15 protein-coding genes are annotated in these 17,526 nt (G+C 70.5%); 10 read left to right on the plus strand and 5 right to left on the minus strand.

Annotation, left to right across the window (positions count from 1 at the left end; translation table 11 throughout):
* The first annotated feature begins 127 nt into the window (after positions 1–127).
* The 4 genes from ACFWE2_RS02865 (at position 128) to ACFWE2_RS02880 (ending at position 4,147) form a co-directional block, all read left to right on the plus strand.
* A complete protein-coding gene (locus ACFWE2_RS02865) occupies positions 128–1,129 on the plus strand; it encodes a heavy-metal-associated domain-containing protein (RefSeq protein ID WP_377222695.1) in 1,002 nt (333 codons plus the stop codon).
* Between the two features lie 10 nt (positions 1,130–1,139).
* Entirely contained in the window at positions 1,140–3,479 is a 2,340-nt protein-coding gene (locus tag ACFWE2_RS02870; protein ID WP_377222696.1) for a heavy metal translocating P-type ATPase, read from the plus strand.
* Positions 3,476–3,694, plus strand: coding sequence for a YHS domain-containing protein (locus ACFWE2_RS02875; RefSeq protein ID WP_377222697.1), 219 nt, complete (start codon positions 3,476–3,478; stop codon positions 3,692–3,694). Before ACFWE2_RS02870 ends, ACFWE2_RS02875 begins: the two co-directional genes overlap by 4 nt.
* A gap of 111 nt (positions 3,695–3,805) precedes the next feature.
* Positions 3,806–4,147, plus strand: a complete 342-nt coding sequence (locus ACFWE2_RS02880; protein ID WP_377222698.1) for a metal-sensitive transcriptional regulator — start codon at positions 3,806–3,808, stop codon at positions 4,145–4,147.
* A 4-nt stretch (positions 4,148–4,151) separates the two neighbouring features.
* On the opposite strand, the gene ACFWE2_RS02885 is transcribed toward ACFWE2_RS02880, so the two are convergent.
* Positions 4,152–5,276: an HAD family hydrolase gene (locus ACFWE2_RS02885; RefSeq protein WP_377222699.1), complete on the minus strand. Its 1,125-nt coding sequence runs from the start codon at positions 5,274–5,276 to the stop codon at positions 4,152–4,154.
* Positions 5,273–5,560: a hypothetical protein gene (locus ACFWE2_RS02890; RefSeq protein WP_377222700.1), complete on the minus strand. Its 288-nt coding sequence runs from the start codon at positions 5,558–5,560 to the stop codon at positions 5,273–5,275. Before ACFWE2_RS02890 ends, ACFWE2_RS02885 begins: the two co-directional genes overlap by 4 nt.
* Positions 5,561–5,732: 172 nt before the next feature.
* Here ACFWE2_RS02890 and ACFWE2_RS02895 point away from each other — a divergent pair, with 172 nt between their 5' ends.
* Positions 5,733–6,992: a hypothetical protein gene (locus ACFWE2_RS02895; RefSeq protein ID WP_377222701.1), complete on the plus strand. Its 1,260-nt coding sequence runs from the start codon at positions 5,733–5,735 to the stop codon at positions 6,990–6,992.
* On the plus strand, positions 6,989–7,543 hold the full coding sequence (locus tag ACFWE2_RS02900; RefSeq protein WP_377222702.1) for a hypothetical protein: 555 nt from the start codon (positions 6,989–6,991) through the stop codon (positions 7,541–7,543). Before ACFWE2_RS02895 ends, ACFWE2_RS02900 begins: the two co-directional genes overlap by 4 nt.
* Positions 7,544–8,347: 804 nt before the next feature.
* On the opposite strand, the gene ACFWE2_RS02905 is transcribed toward ACFWE2_RS02900, so the two are convergent.
* Together ACFWE2_RS02905 and ACFWE2_RS02910 are read right to left on the minus strand one after the other, a co-directional pair.
* Positions 8,348–9,436, minus strand: coding sequence for a hypothetical protein (locus tag ACFWE2_RS02905; RefSeq protein ID WP_377222703.1), 1,089 nt, complete (start codon positions 9,434–9,436; stop codon positions 8,348–8,350).
* 420 nt (positions 9,437–9,856) lie between these two features.
* Complete coding sequence (locus ACFWE2_RS02910; RefSeq protein WP_377222704.1) at positions 9,857–10,003, minus strand: hypothetical protein; 147 nt, start codon at positions 10,001–10,003, stop codon at positions 9,857–9,859.
* A gap of 63 nt (positions 10,004–10,066) precedes the next feature.
* On the opposite strand from ACFWE2_RS02910, the gene ACFWE2_RS02915 reads away from it, so the two are divergent.
* A complete protein-coding gene (locus tag ACFWE2_RS02915; RefSeq protein WP_377222705.1) occupies positions 10,067–11,350 on the plus strand; it encodes a hypothetical protein in 1,284 nt (427 codons plus the stop codon).
* Positions 11,351–11,423: 73 nt separating this feature from the next.
* On the opposite strand, the gene ACFWE2_RS02920 is transcribed toward ACFWE2_RS02915, so the two are convergent.
* Positions 11,424–11,636: a hypothetical protein gene (locus tag ACFWE2_RS02920; protein WP_377222706.1), complete on the minus strand. Its 213-nt coding sequence runs from the start codon at positions 11,634–11,636 to the stop codon at positions 11,424–11,426.
* Between ACFWE2_RS02920 and ACFWE2_RS02925 the strand changes: the two genes are divergently transcribed.
* The 3 genes from ACFWE2_RS02925 to ACFWE2_RS02935 all read left to right on the plus strand — a co-directional run.
* Positions 11,637–13,583, plus strand: coding sequence for a heavy metal translocating P-type ATPase (locus ACFWE2_RS02925; protein WP_377222707.1), 1,947 nt, complete (start codon positions 11,637–11,639; stop codon positions 13,581–13,583).
* Positions 13,584–13,698: 115 nt separating this feature from the next.
* Complete coding sequence (locus ACFWE2_RS02930) at positions 13,699–16,455, plus strand: glycoside hydrolase family 97 catalytic domain-containing protein (RefSeq protein ID WP_377222708.1); 2,757 nt, start codon at positions 13,699–13,701, stop codon at positions 16,453–16,455.
* 99 nt (positions 16,456–16,554) lie between these two features.
* A partial coding sequence (locus tag ACFWE2_RS02935) for a DUF808 domain-containing protein (RefSeq protein ID WP_377222709.1) occupies positions 16,555–17,526 on the plus strand: 972 nt, incomplete at its 3' end.

Consider the following 17,526-nt stretch of genomic DNA (forward strand, 5'->3'; position numbering starts at 1 on the left):
CTGGGGGTATATGGTTTGCCGCATACGGTTACCCCCTAGGGGTAGCAGTCGATCGGGACGTCGAGCGGAAGGAAACGACAGTGACGACCAGCGAGCACGACGCCGGGTACGAGGCGGAGCGTGCCTCATGAACGCCCCCCAGCGGCTCGGCGCCTTCGGAGCAGGCCTGGCGGCGCTCTTCGTCGCCGCCTTCGTCGTCGCGGGTGCCGTGGTCCCGCAGAGCACCGTCGCGGCCTGGTCCGGGGCGGCACAGGACGAGAAGCACGAGGAGCCCGGGATGGACATGAGCGGGACGGACATGAGCGGGACGGCCGCGGCGACGACATCGGTCCGTGGTCTCGCCCTCGAGCAGGACGGCCTGCTCCTGGGCCCGGTGAGCGCACCCCGTGAGGTCGACTCCGCCGGCACGCTCTCGTTCTCGATCACCTCGGCGGACGGCGTGGCCGTCACCGACTTCGAGACCGAGCACGACAAGAAGCTGCACCTCATCGTGGTGCGCGCGGACGGATCGCAGTTCCGGCACGTCCACCCCACGATGTCGGCGGACGGCGTCTGGTCCATCCCGTGGACCTGGGCCGAGGCGGGCACCTACCGCGTGTTCACCGACTTCGTGCCCGGGGCGACGGGTGAGAACCTGACGCTCAGCCGGACGGTGGACGTCGCAGGGCCCCTGACGCCCGAACCCGCCACGACGGTCGCCGCGAGCGACACCACAGGCGGGTACACCGCGACCCTCACGGGAGACCTGAGCGCACGCGGCAGCTCCGCGCTCACCGCGACCGTCACGAAGGACGGCGAGCCGGTCACCACGCTGGAGCCGTACCTCGGCGCCTACGGGCACCTGGTCGCGCTGCGCGACGGCGACCTCGCCTACCTGCACGTGCACCCCGAGGGCGACGAGCCGGCGCCTGGCTCGACGTCGGGCCCGGACGTCGAGTTCATGACCGAGGCACCCACCCCCGGCCGGTACCTGCTGTACCTCGACTTCAAGGTCGACGGGAAGGTGCGCACCGCCCAGTTCGTCCTCGACGCGGGGGCGGCGCCGGCGGCTGAGCCCACCGAGGAGCCCACCGACGAGCCCACCGAGGAGCCCGCCACCGGGCACGGCGGGTCCGGCCATGGCCACTGAAAGGAGCACCATGTCAGACGCCAAGGAGACGACGGTCGACCTCGACATCGGCGGCATGACCTGCGCGTCCTGCGCCATGCGGATCGAGAAGAAGCTCAACCGCCTCGACGGCGTGAGCGCCACCGTCAACTACGCGACCGAGAAGGCCAAGGTCACGGCCCCCGCCGGGTACGACATCGGCGCCATCGTCGCCGAGGTCGAGAAGACCGGCTACACGGCCGTCCTCCCGACGCCGAAGGACAGCCCGGAACCCGGCGCCGACGCCGTCGGCCTGCAGGACCTGGAGCTGCTGTCGCTGCGGAACCGGCTCGTCGCCTCCGTTGCGCTCGCCGTCCCGGTGATCGTGCTCGCCATGGTCCCGGCCTGGCAGTTCACCTACTGGCAGTGGGCGTCGCTGGCGCTCGCGGCACCGGTGATCCTGTGGGGGGCGTGGCCGTTCCACAAGGCCGCGTGGACCAACCTGCGGCACGGCGCGGCGACCATGGACACGCTCGTCTCGCTCGGTGTGCTGTCCGCCTTCCTCTGGTCCCTGTACGCGCTGTTCCTCGGCACGGCGGGGGAGCCGGGGATGACGCACGGCTTCGAGCTGACCATCGCACCGTCCGACGGCGCGGCCAACATCTACCTCGAGGTCGCCGCGGGCGTCACCATGTTCGTCCTCGCCGGGCGCTACTTCGAGAAGCGGTCCAAGCGGCAGGCCGGCGCCGCGCTGCGCGCTCTGCTGGAGCTCGGCGCGAAGGAGGTCGCCGTGCTGCGCGGCGGCACCGAGACCCGCATCCCGGTCGGGGACCTGGCGGTGGGCGACGAGTTCGTCGTCCGGCCGGGGGAGAAGATCGCCACCGACGGCGTGGTGGTCGCCGGATCCTCCGCCGTCGACGCCTCGATGCTGACCGGCGAGTCGGTGCCCGTCGAGGTGGGGATCGGTGACCAGGTCGCCGGGGCGACGGTGAACGAGGGCGGCCGGCTCGTGGTCCGCGCCACGCAGGTGGGCGCGGGTACGCAGCTCGCGCGCATCGCCCGGCTCGTCGAGGACGCACAGTCCGGCAAGGCGGACGTCCAGCGGCTCGCCGACCGGGTCTCCGGGATCTTCGTCCCCGTCGTCATCGCGATCGCCGTCGCCACCCTCGGGGTCTGGCTGGGCGCCGGGTTCCCGGCTACCGCCGCGCTGACCGCCGCCGTCGCGGTCCTGATCATCGCCTGCCCGTGCGCGCTCGGTCTCGCGACGCCCACCGCGCTGCTCGTCGGCACGGGGCGCGGGGCGCAGCTCGGCATCCTGATCAAGGGTCCGGAGGTCCTGGAGTCCACGCGCAAGGTCGACACCGTGGTGCTCGACAAGACGGGCACCGTGACGACCGGCCGGATGACGCTGCTCGACGTCGTCCCGGCCGCCGGCACCAGCCGCGCCGAGCTGCTCCGCCTGGCCGGCGCCCTGGAGGACGCCTCGGAGCACCCTGTCGCGCAGGCGGTGGCCAAGGGCGCGACCCAGGAGGTCGGCGACCTGCCCACCCCGGAGTCGTTCGAGAGCGTCCAGGGTCTTGGCGTGCAGGGCGTCGTCGACGGGCACGCCGTGGTCGTCGGCCGCGAGGCCCTGCTCGCCGACTGGTCGCTGCACCTGCCCTCCGAGCTCGCCGAGACCAAGGCACAGGCCGAGGGTGAGGGCAAGACCGTCGTCGCGGTCGGCTGGGACGGCGAGGCTCGCGGCATCCTCGTGGTTGCCGACCAGGTCAAGCCGACCAGCGCGGCCGCCGTCGCGCAGCTCGTCGCGCTGGGTCTCACGCCGGTGCTGCTGACGGGCGACAACCGTGCCGTGGCCGAGCAGGTGGCGGCCGCCGTTGGCATCACGGAGGTCGTCGCCGAGGTGCTGCCGCAGGACAAGGCCGACGTCGTGGCCCGGCTGCAGGCCGAGGGCAGGGTCGTCGCGATGGTCGGTGACGGCGTGAACGACGCCCCGGCCCTCGCGCAGGCCGACCTGGGCCTCGCGATGGGCACCGGCACCGACGCGGCGATCGAGGCGGCCGACATCACGCTGGTGCGCGGCGACCTCACCTCTGCGGCCGATGCCGTCCGGCTCTCCCGACGGACCCTCGGCACGATCAAGGCGAACCTGTTCTGGGCCTTCGGGTACAACGTCGCGGCGATCCCGCTGGCCGCCCTCGGCCTGCTCAACCCCATGCTCGCCGGCGCGGCGATGGCGTTCTCCAGCGTCTTCGTCGTCGGCAACAGCCTCCGCCTGCGCTCGTTCCACCCATCACCGACGAAAGGACCCAGCACATGGGACACGACCACTCGCACGACGACCACACCCAGGCCGAAGGCGGCCACTGCGGAGGCCACGGAGGCTCGGCAGTGACGAGCCACACGAGCCACCACGGCGGCAACCTGCTCGGCCCGTCCGCCGAGGAGCTCGCGGAGTGCCCGGTGATGCGCGGTAGCACCGTCGTCAAGGCCGACGCCGAGGCGAAGGGCCTGTTCCGCGACTACGAGGGCCAGCGCTACTGGTTCTGCTGCGCGGCGTGCGAGGCCCCGTTCGACGCCGACCCCGCCAAGTACGTGACGGCCGCCTGACCGACGGGCGGCCACGGTTCCGCGGCGCATCTCGTGCGGTGCGCCGCGGAACCGTCATTTCGTCCGCCCCACCAGGGCGCTTGACCAGATGGAGATGAGATCATGGGAACCATGACGGAATCAGGATCCCCTGCCGACCCGAACCTGGTCGGAGAGGGCGACGAGCCCACCGCCCACGGCTACATCACCGACAAGGACAAGTACCTCGCGCGGCTCAAGCGCATCGAGGGCCAGGCACGCGGGATCCACCGGATGGTCGACGAGGAGCAGTACTGCATCGACATCCTGACCCAGGTGTCCGCCGTGACCAAGGCGCTGGAGAGCGTCGCGCTCGGCCTGCTCGACGACCACCTCAAGCACTGCGTGGTGGACGCCGCCCGGACGGGCGGGCCCGAGGCGGACGCCAAGGTCAAAGAAGCCTCGGACGCGATTGCGCGGCTCGTCCGCTCCTGAGGCGCTACCGCGCGAGCGGCAGCTCGAACCCGGCGGGGCCGACGCCGGTGAAGCTGGCTCTCCAGTGGGCCCGACGGCGACCCTCGTCCCCGCGCGGGTAGACCAGGCCGGCCTCTCGGGCGGCGTTCTCCACTTCGCGCATGGTGGCTCCGGTCCCCGCCGGGACCGATGCATGTCGAACCCAGGTGCCGAAGTGGAGCGTCCACACCTCGCACCGGGCCAGACCGGTCCGGGTGCCGTGCCAGACCCGCAGTGCGACGCAGGAGCCGGGTGCGGTGTGGACGGCGGTGGCGAGCTGCGCCGCCAGCGACGAGAGCGATCCGTCGATGTCCGGGATGAGGGAACGCAGCACAGGCAGTGCCCCGGCTTGGTCGATGGTGCCGGTGGTCTCGTGAGCGGTGCTGCGCACGACGGCGGGTGCGTGCCCCATCGCGACCGAGCGTGCGGCCCACGCGAGCATCGGCAGATCGTTGATGCCGTCTCCGACCGCAACGGTGCGCTCAGGTGGGATGTTCAGGTGCTGGCGTACGGCGTCGAGTGCGACTGCCTTGTTCACGTCCCGTGCCGCGAGGTCGAGCCAGTCGGGACCCATGGGTGTGACGGTGACGCCGGTGGCGTGCAGCGCATCGGTGAACCGGCGGATCTCCGGTGCAACAATCACGATCCGGGTAGCAGCCTGGGTCATCAGGTCGTCGACCGTGACGAGCTTCTGCTGGCCGTTGAGCTCGCCCGGCTCGAACGGATGACTCGTACGCCAGCCCCAGCCGACCTCTTCGACCGCGATCCGCGCGCCCGGAACGGATTCCAGGGCCTTGCGGATCACAGGTCCCGGGTCGAACGTCCGGGCGTCGACGACGTCGTAACCAGAGGGCGCCGAGGGGTCCAGGCGTACGGTCATGGCGCCGTTCGAACACACGCCCCAGGTGTCGGTCAGGCCGAGCCGGACCGCGATCGGCAGCAACCCGATCAGTGATCGTCCGGTGGCGAGCACGATCTCGTGCCCTGCGGCGCGGGCCAGATCCAGGGCCTCGACGGTTCCGGAGGGGACCTTGTTCTCGTGATCCAGGAGCGTCCCGTCAATATCGAGCGCGACGAGGGCCCGTGTAACCGTCGCGGCCGTGGGGTTCATCGGGCTACCACCTGACACAGCACGGACCGGACCTGGACCTCCAGGCTGTCCACCACTCCCGTCCATAGGGTGTGTCCCGGTACGAACATGCGGTGATCCAACGGAAGGTCGCACCCGGGGGTGCGCGCGATCTGTTCGCCCTCGTTCAGGTCTACGGGCCGCATGCAGATGCGGCCTCGGGTGAACGTGACGATCTCGATGTGTTCCGGTCCCACGGCGCGGATCGCCTCGGCGGCGACGTCCATGGCGAACGTGAGCTGGTCGGCCAAACGGGTCGTGGTCATGGGCTTGCCCTTGTGTGTAGGGGACTCGGCAGCCGGGGAGGGCTGGAATCCAGTGAAAGACCCGTAACCGTGAACGCGTGAGGAAAAAGCGTGCGGCGATTCATCGGCGGCGACCGGAAATTTCCGGGGTGATCGCTTCTTCTCGATGCCGTCGTGTGGCTACCGTGAACGCGTGGGAGGCAACCAGATCCTCAAGACGCGCATGGCGGAATCGGGCTTCACCCAGGCAGAACTGGCTGAAGCCGTGAACGCCGATCTGCGTGCGGCCGGATACGAAGGAACCGTCAGCGACCGGACGGTCCGCAACTGGCTGACCGGAAAAACTCGATGGCCTCACCATCGCCAGCGCGCCGCTCTGGAGGTGCTGTTCAACTGCCCCGCGACGGAACTGGGCTTTACGACCCAAGAAGACCGCACCCCGACAGCACCGCCGGGTGGCGTGCATAGCCCGGTCAGCGACACCGCCAGAACGATCCTCCCAACGGTCGCTGTCCCGTCCTTAGGGCCTCGACAGCGCGTCGGCCTCGGCGACGTGCAGCGACTCTCGGCCAAGTTCGCGCTCGTGATCGCCGACGACCATCGGTACGGCGGAAAACTCACCATCGAGGTTCAGGCCGCCGCACTGGCAGGCGAAGCCCTCGCGCTCCAGGCGCGGGGCACGGCGAGCCAGCGCGTGCGAGCCGCCTTGTACGGCTGTGCCGCGTCCTTCACCTCCAGCGCGATGTGGGCCGCGATCGACGGCCGCCGCTTCGATACCGCGCAACGCCACTTCGACCGCGCGGCCAACCTCGCGGCCCTCTCCGGGGACTCGACCATCCAGTTCCGCATCTGGTCCCACGCCGGCAGCCTGTACCGGCACATGGCCCGGCCCGTCGACGCGCTGGCCGCCAACGACGTCGCGCGCCGCCTACCCGTCGCACGCCGTGACCCGCTGTTCGCTTCTCTTGGTCATGCACGACATGCGGCCATCCATGGCTTGACCGGCGACGCCGGAGCAGTCCGCCAGGCCGTGGGCCATGCCCAGAACGCCCTGCTGCAGGTGGATCCGGACGAACAGCGGCCAGTATGGATCACCGCGTTTTACGACCAGGCGGAACTGGAAAATCTCGCCGTGGCCGCGCACCTGGCCCTGGGCGACTACGAGGGCGCCGAAGCCCGCGCGCACCGAAGCCTGGCACTGCTTCGCCCGGAGATGCGACGCACCCGCGCCATCACGACCGCCCGCCTCGCCCGCGCCCAGCTCGGCCAAGGCGACCTGGAACCGGCCGTAGCCACTGCCATGTCCATCTCGGCCGACCCCACCGGTCAGCACCCCCGCGTGACCGGCATGCTGCACGACTTCGGTAACGCGCTGAGCCTCACCGCACGGTCCAGCCCGCACGCGCGCACCTGGGACCAGTACATCCACGACGGCCGAAGGAACCCACAGTGACCAGTGACGGCATCGAGCTGCGCCACGCCACAGACCTCGACAGCGTCTGGAGCACCCTGATCGAGATCTACGCCGAAGTACGCGCCGACCAGCTTCACCAGCCACATTACTCGGTGGAGCGGTACGGGGAACGGCTCGCTCGGCACGGCGCCGAACCCGGTTGGGAGACCGTCATCGGATTCGACGGAGACGAACCAGTGGGATACGCCTACGTCAACACGCTTCAACCTGACGACCGCTGGTGGCGGCGAATGACCACGCCCTTGCCCGATGGCTGCGCGGAGCGGTCGACCGTGGCGCTCAAAGAGATCATGCTCAAAGTGCCGTGGCGGGGGACAGGCACCGCACGGCGCATCCACGACGAACTCCTCGCCGACCGCCACGAGGAGCAGGTCTCCCTCCTGGTCAACCCGCTGGCTGGGAACGGCAAGGTGAAAGCGCTGTACGAACGATGGGGCTACTACGAGATCAGCACACAGCAGCCAGCTTCCGACGGGCCTGTCCTGACCGCCATGCTCCGCACCACCCGCGAACCCGCGCCTGTCGACTGAGTGCTGCCCTCGTACCAGTACGTCCATGACTTCCCGCCGAGCCTGGAGCGCGCCCTGCGATGACACCTGCTGACCGTGACCACGCCCGTGCGGATGTGACGGTTGTCGGTGCCGGAGTGATCGGCCTGACCACCGCGATCGAGATCGCCCGACAGGGCTTGAGAGTACCCGGTGGCGAATGTTCCGCGAGCATCATCATGCACTGATCAACTTTGGGAGCCGAGCGGCTTACGCACCCGCGGCAGGGACGTGAGCCCGCCTCCAGGAGTTGTGTCATCGTTGCCTGCGCCGGCCGGCCCGGAGGGCAGCGACCTGTGGCCCAGTGCAAGCTACGGCGTTGATGGGACACAGGAATGGTGGGAGGCGTGTCGCGGTTCGTCTGCGCCGGACTTCCTGAGCGCTATCGCGAGGTTCACTGTGACGGTCGGCTGCAGATAGGGAAACGATGCGATCAATTCATGCAGGGGTACTGACCCTTGTACTCGCTGCACTTTGTGCTGGATGCGGGAGCGAGGCACCAGCGAGCGACCCGACGGATCAGCCTGTACTCCCGACTCTGATCGGCACGCCCCCGACCTGCCAGACGGCCCTTGAGGGATCACAGGTCGACGACCAGCAACTACGTCAGCAGGCCGAGTTCGACAGCTTGGTCGCTTGCGAGACGGCAGAGCACTGGGTCGACATCGGCGCCGAGATTCTGGCCGATGACAGAGAGACACTCGTTGCGCGTCTCGAGGAACTCTGTGAGAGCGGCGGGCTGCGGCACGCCGAGACTCCGGTGTGCCGCAGCCTGTCATAGAGAACTCACTGCGTCGTCATGGTGTGGAACCCGGTACCAGGGAGGTAGGCGGTGAGAGGGTTGTAGAACAGCGTGTCGCTGCACTGCCGGCCGGAGCCCGCCGGATCCCCCGGACAGACATTCCCCGCGCCCGTCATCCCGCTGATCACCCCAGCAGCTCGTAGCTGCCCGCTGCTGGTGAACGCGATGACCGGCCCACCGGAGTCGCCGTTCCCCGCCGCGGGGTTCCCTGAACGCTGCACGGTTCTTGCCTGGTCCCCGTAGGTCCCAACGCCCTCGTATTCGACGGTCAGGTCGGTGTGGGTAATCCTGTTGCCGCCGACCTCGCCGCTGCGTCCACCGGAGTAGGACACGAACTGGCCCACGATCGGCGCAATCGAACCTGTGACCCGTTCGGTGGTGTTGGACGTGTTGGAGCCTACGTACACCTGGCCTGAATAGTCCTCGCCGCTGAGCCTGACAATGTCGTCGATTCCGATCGGGGCCGTCAGGCCGAGAGGATGCACCCCGACCTCGGCACTGTTCGTGAAGTTGCCAGTACGCCAGGTCCGCTGTTGGGTGTCTGGTAACGCGCAGTGGTGTGCCGTGAGGAGCCGCTCAACACCACTGGCATTGACTACCGCGAACGACGTCGAGCACCGCCAGGCGCTCGGAGGGACGGCCGCTGACCTGCTCATCTCGGCGCCAGCCTTAAACGGGCTGACGTCCAGATCCCGGGATGCAGGCTCTGCCGCGCCTTCGATCTGGGTCGAGACAGGGATCCCATCGAGCGTGCTGGTCGCTCGTGTCCGCGGCGCGGTCACCAGGCCCACATCGATTCCTGAATGATCAGGAGTAGGCGCCGCCCAGCTCACGTCAGCTCCAGCGAACGTCCCAGCCTGGACGACCTGTTGTGTGGCAGCGACGAGATCATCGTTGGAATAGAGCGCCCGCTTGACGACCACGGCGTCATCTAAGCCCGCCGCATCGACATCGGCCCGTAGCTCGGCAGGAGCCGTCTCTGGATCGACCCAGATGGTCAAGACGTTGGACTCGTCATCCCAAACCTGCGACGTAGACGCGAACGCACTCTCGACCTCGGTCGCCAGGGTCATCACAGCGTCTGGCACATTGCTGCGTACGGACGCGCCGCCTGGGATCGTGTCAACAAGTTCACGTGTTTCGATTGACGAGTCCTTGTCTGGCTCGACTGGTGTCGGGTCGAGGCTCGCGGTGCTGCTTGTTGGGGGCGACAAGGTCGTGGGTTCTGCCCACTCGGCGGCTTCTGCCGAGCTGACGAAGGCCGTGGAGAGTAGGGCACAGGACGCGATGCCTGCGAACGTGCGGTGTCTTTGACGTGCCATGGATGTTCCCTTCGGTCGAGGTTCTCTCGTGCAGGGAGGATCGATGGATCTGCGTTCGATACGTGTTTAGCATGATAAAAGGACACTTAGGCCCCTATTTCACCCGCTCGCTCTCCGTCTCAACCTCGCCTGATGCAGTCGGAGAGCGGAAGACGATCACGCGTCGGGGCTTCACCGTCCCTCTGTGGTGAGGTCGGGCTGCTCGAGAGTGCCGAGGTAGCGGTCGGTGCTGCCGATCTGCAGACCGAACAGGTCGCTGATGCGGCGCGCGTCGCCGCCGGTGGCGTGGACCTCAGCGAGAATGCGGTCCTCGCGCAATGGCGGTCAGCGCGTCACCTCGTATCCGTGTCCAGGGTGAAACCGGGCTGGTAGCCTCCGCGGGTGCTCCGACAGTGGTGTGGTGCCCTGGTCCTGACGCTGGTCGCTCTCCTGACCGTGACCGCGTGCACGTTCTACGACCAGGACGCCCCGGTCCGGGGCGAGCCGGCCCCGGAACCGGAGCCCACCGGCGCGCTCTACAGCCGGGTCATGCACTCGGACGGGGACTCCGCCCCGCGTTCGTCCGTCTCGGTGTACCTGTACGACACCGCGAACGACATCAAGGCCGTGACGGCGACCATGTCGCTCGGGTTCTTCTGCGTGCTCCCCGGGCCGTTCTGCCCGCGAGCGGTCAACGCGGAGCCCGACGAGCGCGGGCTCTGGTCGCTGCCGGACGACGAGCTGGGTGACGCCGCTGCCGGGCTGCAGGCCACGGCGACGCTCCATGTGGACGACGCCGTCTTCGGCCCGAGCACCACGCTCACGCTCCCGGCGTCGGACCCCGCGTCGGGCACAGCGGGGCCGCGGCGCGTCCCGGACCTCGTGTACTGGGAGCCCGAGCTCACGGTGACCGGGAACGAGGCAGGCAAGGCGGGCCTGCTGCGGGTGAGCTGGCCGGCGGCGACGGACGTGCCGGCCGGCAAGAAGATCACCTACACCGTGGTGTCCGCCAGCACCGTCGAGGGCACCACCGCCGAGCCGCGCCCGCTCTCCCGGCCGACGACCGGCACGACCGCCAGGGTGGACGCCCGGGTGTACGCCGACGCGGGTTCCGAGCTGATGGTCGTCGCGCAGACCAGCACGCGGATCGACGGCGAGCGTGTTGACGCCACGTATCGCAGCGCCGGCGTGCCACCGCCCGCCGACCTGACGCCGCTGTCCAGGGGTGCGGAGTGCCTGGCCGAGGACAAGGCCTCCGGGCGGCTCGCGCAGGCCGAGTCGCCGTGTCCGATCACGGACGGCGACGTCGAGTGGGACACGAGTGGTGTCCGGCTCCCCACCGACTGCGACCCCGGGGCGGCTGAGGCCTCGGTGGGGCCGCCCGACGACGCGTCGAGCCCCGAGCCGAGCACCTCCTGCGCGCCGGAGCACCCACGGGTCTGCGTGGTCCTCCCGGAACCACGGGAGGTCAGCCTGGTCGTGCTGCGGACGCCGTTCAGCCCGAGCGAGCTGACCGTCGAGCTGCTCGACGCCGAGCGGCGTGTCGTGCGCACCAGCGCCGTCGCCGGAGACGCGTTCGAGGAGGTCTATCCGGTCCGGATCAAGAGGCCGGTGGAGGCCGGCCTGGTCTGCCTCCGGGACGCGTACGGCAATGTCAGCGGCCTGAGCGAGGTCTCCGTCTGGTAGGGGCGCAGTGGGCGGACGGTCCGACGCCTTGACGCCGGTACCCCCTAGGGGTATACCTGGTGGCATGAACGAGTCACACCAGCACCCCACCGAGCACCACGGTGCGACGGGCGTGGCCGCGCCGCACGAGCACGCCGGCCACGAGATGCACGGCGGTCACGAGATGCACGGCGGCCACGCGGCCCACGCCGGTCATGACGAGCACGCCGGTCACGCCGGTCACGCCGGTCACGCCGGTCACGGTGGGCACAGCGGCCACGCAGGCCACGCCGGCCACGGCGACCACGTGGGCCAGTTCCGCCGGCTGTTCTGGATCATGCTCGTCCTGGCCGTGCCGGTGGTCGTGTTCTCGGACATGTTCGCGATGCTGCTCGGCTACATGCTGCCCGACACGACCCTGGTGAACGCGATCTCGCCCCTGCTCGGCACCGTCATGTACGCGTGGGGCGGCTCGCCGTTCCTCACGGGCGCCGTCGGCGAGCTGCGCTCCCGCAAGCCGGGCATGATGCTGCTGATCGGGCTCGCGATCACCGTCGCGTTCGTCGCCTCGCTCGGCGCGAGCCTCGGCCTGCTCGACCACCAGCTCGACTTCTGGTGGGAGCTCGCGCTCCTCATCGTGATCATGCTGCTCGGCCACTGGATCGAGATGCGCTCGCTCGCGCAGACGACGTCCGCCCTCGACTCCCTTGCCGCGCTGCTGCCCGACGAGGCGGAGCGCGTGGACGGCGACCAGATCGTCAAGGTCTCGCCGGCCGAGCTCGTGGTGGGCGACGTCGTGGTGGTCCGGCCGGGTGGCAGCGTCCCGGCCGACGGCCGCGTCGTCGACGGGCGCGCCGAGATGGACGAGTCCATGGTGACGGGGGAGTCGCGCACCGTCCCGCGCGGTCCGGGCGAGCCCGTGACCGCAGGAACCGTCGCCACGGACTCCGGCCTGCGCGTCGAGGTCACCGCCACCGGCGACGACACCGCGCTCGCGGGCATCCAGCGGCTCGTCACCGAGGCGCAGAGCTCGTCGTCGCGCGCGCAGCGCCTGGCCGACGTCGCGGCGGGCTGGCTGTTCTGGTTCGCGCTGGCCGCCGCCGCGGTCACCGCCGTCGTCTGGTCGCTCGCCGGGATGCCCGACGACGCGGTCGTCCGCACCGTCACCGTCCTCGTGATCGCGTGCCCCCACGCGCTCGGCCTCGCCATCCCGCTCGTCGTGTCCATCGCGACCGAACGGGCCGCCCGTGGCGGCGTGCTCGTCAAGGACCGCCTCGCGCTCGAGAGCATGCGCACCGTCGACACCGTGCTGTTCGACAAGACGGGCACCCTCACCAAGGGTGAGCCGACCGTCGCAGGCGTCGAGCCCGCCGGCGACCTCGACGCGGACGCCCTGCTGGCGCTCGCCGCCGCCGCCGAGTCGGACAGTGAGCACCCCCTGGCCAAGGCGGTGGTGCGCGCGGCGCACGGGCGCGGGCTCACCGTCCCGCGGGCGTCCGGCTTCGCGTCCTCGCCCGCCGTCGGCGTGACCGCGACGGTCGACGGCCACGAGATCCGGGTGGGCGGTCCGCGCCTGCTCGAGGAGAGCGGCCAGGGCGAGCTGCCGGTCGCGGACGCCTGGCGCGGTGACGGCGCGATCATCCTGCACGTCCTGCGCGACGGCGCGGTCGTCGGCGGCATCAAGCTCGCGGACGAGGTCCGCTCGGAGTCCGCGGACGCCGTCCGGCGGCTGCACGACCTGGGGGTCCAGGTGGTCATGATCACCGGCGACGCCGAGGCGGTCGCGCGGTCCGTGGCCGAGGAGATCGGCGTCGACCGGTACTTCGCCGGTGTGCGGCCGGAGGACAAGTCCGCCAAGGTGCAGCAGCTCCAGGGCGAGGGCCGCAAGGTCGCGATGGTGGGCGACGGCGTCAACGACGCCCCGGCGCTGGCGCAGGCCGACGTCGGCATCGCCATCGGCGCGGGGACCGACGTGGCCATCGCGTCGGCCGGCGTCATCCTCGCGAGCGACGACCCCCGCTCGGTCCTGTCGGTGATCGAGCTCTCCCGGGCCAGCTACCGCAAGATGAAGCAGAACCTCTGGTGGGCGGCCGGGTACAACCTGATCTCGGTGCCGCTCGCCGCCGGGGTCCTCGCGCCGGCCGGGTTCGTGCTGCCGATGTCGGTGGGGGCGGTCCTGATGTCGCTCTCGACGGTCGTGGTCGCGCTCAACGCCCAGCTCCTGCGCCGGCTCGACCTCCGCCCGGGCAGGTAGCCGATATCCGCGGCAATATTGCCTATATTCCCTATAGGGGTATTGACCCGGTCCGGGGTGTTCCCTACTCTGACGGACGGCGCACCGGGCGCCCGTCGGAGTCAAGGGAGACCTCGTGAAGCTGTTCGCCGCGCCCCGTCCTGCTCTTCTCCTGGTGTCAGCGGTGTCGGCGGTCGCGCTGGTGGCGAGCGGGCTGGTGCTTGGCGGCCCGGCGAGCGCCGCACCGGCCCGTGGCCCCGGCGCCGCCGACACCACCGACCCGGCCGCGGCCGCGGTGTCGAGCTGGCGGGTGAGCGGCCCGCGCGGCTCGGCCCTGGACGGGGTCGTGCGGCTCGACGACCACGGTGAGGTGGCGCTGGACGTCGTCGCCGACGGCGATACGGTGCTCTCGGCCACGCGCCTCGGCCTGCGCGGCAGCGACGGCGACCTCACCGGCGGCCTGACGTTCGTGGACCGGCGCGACCGCACGGTCTCCGACTCCTACACGATGACGACCGGCAAGAGCGTGCGCCGCTCGTACGTCCACGCGGAGTCGGTGTTCACGTTCGTGGACGCCGCGGGCGCGCGCCTCGGGATCGCCGTGCGGGTCTCCCGCGACGGCGTCGCCTACCGCTACCTGCTCGACGGCGCGGGCGAGCACCGGGTGGACGACGAGTCGGGCGCCTGGGAGCCCGCGGCGGACGGGCCGGCGTGGATGCAGCGCTCGTACGCCGTCAACTACGAGGCCGAGTGGACCACCACGACGGCCGCGGCGGGCAACGGCGGCGGCAGCGTGGGCTTCCCGGTGCTGTTCCAGCAGGGCGACCGGTACGCGCTGGTCACCGAGGCGGACCTGCACGGCGACTACTCGGGTGCGCACCTGACGCACACGGCGGGGTCGCTGCGCTACGACGTCGACCTGTTCGAGGGGCGGCCCGTCACCTCGACCGGTGCCCTGTCGACGCCGTGGCGGGTGGCGATCGTCGGCGACCTGCCCGCCGTCGTCGGCTCGAACCTGGTCGACGACCTGGCCACGCCCAGCGCCCTGGACCCGGGAGCGGACTGGATCAAGCCGGGCCGGTCGAGCTGGAGCTGGCTCACCGACTGGGACAGCCCGCGGGACGAGGCCCGCCAGCGCGACTTCGTCGACCTCGCCGCGCGCAACGGCTGGGAGTACGTGCTGCTCGACGAGGGCTGGAACGCGAGCTGGGTGCCGCGCACCGTGCGCTACGCCCACACGAAGGGCGTCGACGTCATCGCCTGGTTCCACAGCCGTGACCTGCGCACGCAGGAGCAGCGCGACGAGTGGCTGCCGAGCCTGAAGTCGTGGGGGATCAGCGGCATCAAGGTCGACTTCATGGACTCCGACTCGCAGGAGATCCACCGCTGGTACGACGACGTCGCCCGCGACACCGCCCGGTACGAGCTCATGATCAACTTCCACGGGTCCGCGCTGCCGACGGGCATGCAGCGCACGTGGCCGCACATCATGAGCTATGAGTCCGTGCGCGGCATGGAGAACGGCATCAGCCCCGAGCGCAGCCTTGTCGTGCCGTTCACGCGCAACGTCGTGGGGTCGATGGACTTCACGCCGGTGGTGTTCTCGCGCGACAACGACAGGACGTCCAAGGCGCAGCAGGTCGCGATGAGCGTCGCGTACGAGTCGGGTTGGCAGCACATCTCGGACAAGCCAGAGGGCTACGCGGCCGAGCCGAACGCCATGCCGTTCCTGCAGAACCTCCCCACCACCTGGGACGAGGTGCGGTTGCTGAGCGGCACGCCCGGCCGGGACGCCGTGCTGGCGCGCCGGTCGGGGGACCGCTGGTTCGTCGGCGGCCTGCGCGCCGGCTCCGGTGAACCGCTGGCGCTCCCGCTGGAGGGGCTGACCCGCGGCAAGCGGGTGCTCGTCGACCTGCTGACGGACGACGGCGCCAACGGCTCGGCGACCGTGCACACCACGATCCGGGCCAGGGCGGGGGAGACCCTCGCCGTCCCGACGGCGAACAACGGCGGGTTCGTTGCGGTCGTGTGCGAGGCGACCCGGCACCGCGCGACCTGCCTGGAGCCCGTCGTGGCCCGGCCGGACGCGACGCTCACGGTGGAGCCCGCGGAGGCCGACGTCGAGCCCGGCGCCACGGTCGAGGTCCGGGCCACGTTCACCGTGGCCGACCGGGACGTCACGAGCGTGCGGCTGACGCCGGAGCTGCCCGCCGGCTGGACCGCGGACCGGGGTACGCAGACGGTCGCGCGCCTCGCCGCGGGCGAGGTGGCTGAGGTGACCTGGCAGGTCCAGGTGCCCGCCGACGGGTCCACCGGCACGTTCGAGGTGCCGGTCGACGTCGGCTACCGGGCGGCTGCCGGGCCCGGCGGGCGGGGCCGCTACGTCGCGGCGAGCCAGGCCACCCTCTGGGTCACGCCGCCCGCGCTGACAGGGACCCACCACGTCTCCGACCTCGACTGGCTGGAGGAGGCCAACGGCTACGGGCCGATCGAGCGCGACCGGTCCAACGGCGAGGCCGCCGGCGGCGACGGGCGGCCGATCACCATCGCGGGGGTCACCTACGCCAAGGGCGTCGGCATGCACGCGACCGGCTCGCTGACCGCGTGGCTCGGCGGCACGTGCACGTCGTTCCGGGCGGTGGTCGGCATCGACGACGAGGTCCTGAACAAGCCGGGCGACACCGGCGTCGGCTCGGTGCGGTTCCGCGTCTACGGCGACGGCGTCCTGCTGACCGAGACGCCGGTGCTGTCCAACGACGACGGCGGGGTCCCGTTCGACGTCGACGTCACCGGCGTGCGCCGCCTGCGGCTCGTGGCGGACGAGGGCACCGACGGCAAGAACTTCGACCACGCCGACTGGGCGGACGCCCGCGTGACGTGCCCGGAGGGCTGACCCGCCGGACCGCATGCCCACTCATCGGCCCATGTTGCATAGGCTGCGGGTCATGACGACACATCGCTCTACGACGGGGGCGGCGCCATGGGTGGCCTGATGGGACTGCTGGACGACATCGCAGCGCTGGCGAAGCTGGCGGCGGCCTCGATCGACGACGTCGGGGCCGCGGCCGGCCGCGCGACGGCCAAGGCGGCGGGCGTCGTCGTGGACGACACCGCCGTGACACCGCAGTACCTGCGCAGCCTCGCGGCGCAGCGCGAGCTGCCCATCGTGAAGAAGATCGCGATCGGCTCGATCCGCAACAAGCTGGTCTTCATCCTCCCGGCCGCGCTGCTGCTCAGCCAGTTCCTGCCGTGGCTCCTGCCGATCGTGCTCATGCTCGGTGGCACGTACCTCGCGTACGAGGGCGCGGAGAAGATCTGGCACAAGATCTCCGGTCACCACGAGGAGACGGTGCTCGCCGCCGAGGTGAGCCCGGAGGCCGAGAAGAAGCTGGTGGCCGGTGCGATCCGCACGGACCTGATCCTGTCGGCCGAGATCATGGTGATCGCGCTGGACGAGGTGGCCGACGAGTCGTTCTGGTCCCGGCTCACCATCCTCGTGGTGGTGGCCTTCGTCATCACGATCATCGTCTACGGCATCGTCGCGGCCATCGTGAAGATGGACGACGTCGGCCTGCGCCTGGCCGAACGCGAGTCCGGCTTCTCCCAGGCCCTGGGCCGGGGGCTGGTCAAGGCCATGCCGCGGGTGCTCGCCGTGATCTCCGTGGTCGGCACCATCGCCATGCTCTGGGTCGGCGGGCACATCCTGCTCGTCAACCTCGGCGCCGACGGCACCGGCTGGATCCCCGCACCGTACGAGTGGGTGCACCACCTCGAGGTCGCGATCCACGACGGCACCGGCGCGCTCGGCGGCACCCTCGGCTGGCTCTTCAACACGCTGTGCTCGGCGATCGTCGGCCTGGTCGTCGGCGCCGTCGTGGTTGCGGTGCTCCACCTCCTGCCCTCACGCAAGAAGGAGGAGCCCGTTCTCCAGGTCGGCGAGGACCGCTTCGCGCAGGGCCTGAGC

It is taken from the genome of Promicromonospora sp. NPDC060271 (genome assembly GCF_042726755.1).
GTDB lineage: Bacteria > Actinomycetota > Actinomycetes > Actinomycetales > Cellulomonadaceae > Promicromonospora.

Excerpts from the sequence above, each read along its gene's own strand:
- ACFWE2_RS02865 (WP_377222695.1), top strand. The coding sequence starts at position 128 with ATGAACGCCCCCCAGCGGCTCGGCGCCTTCGGAGCAGGCCTGGCGGCG.
- ACFWE2_RS02870 (WP_377222696.1), top strand. The coding sequence starts at position 1,140 with ATGTCAGACGCCAAGGAGACGACGGTCGACCTCGACATCGGCGGCATG.
- ACFWE2_RS02880 (WP_377222698.1), top strand. The coding sequence starts at position 3,806 with ATGACGGAATCAGGATCCCCTGCCGACCCGAACCTGGTCGGAGAGGGC.
- ACFWE2_RS02885 (WP_377222699.1), bottom strand. The coding sequence starts at position 5,276 with ATGAACCCCACGGCCGCGACGGTTACACGGGCCCTCGTCGCGCTCGAT.
- ACFWE2_RS02890 (WP_377222700.1), bottom strand. The coding sequence starts at position 5,560 with ATGACCACGACCCGTTTGGCCGACCAGCTCACGTTCGCCATGGACGTC.
- ACFWE2_RS02905 (WP_377222703.1), bottom strand. The coding sequence starts at position 9,436 with ATGACCCTGGCGACCGAGGTCGAGAGTGCGTTCGCGTCTACGTCGCAG.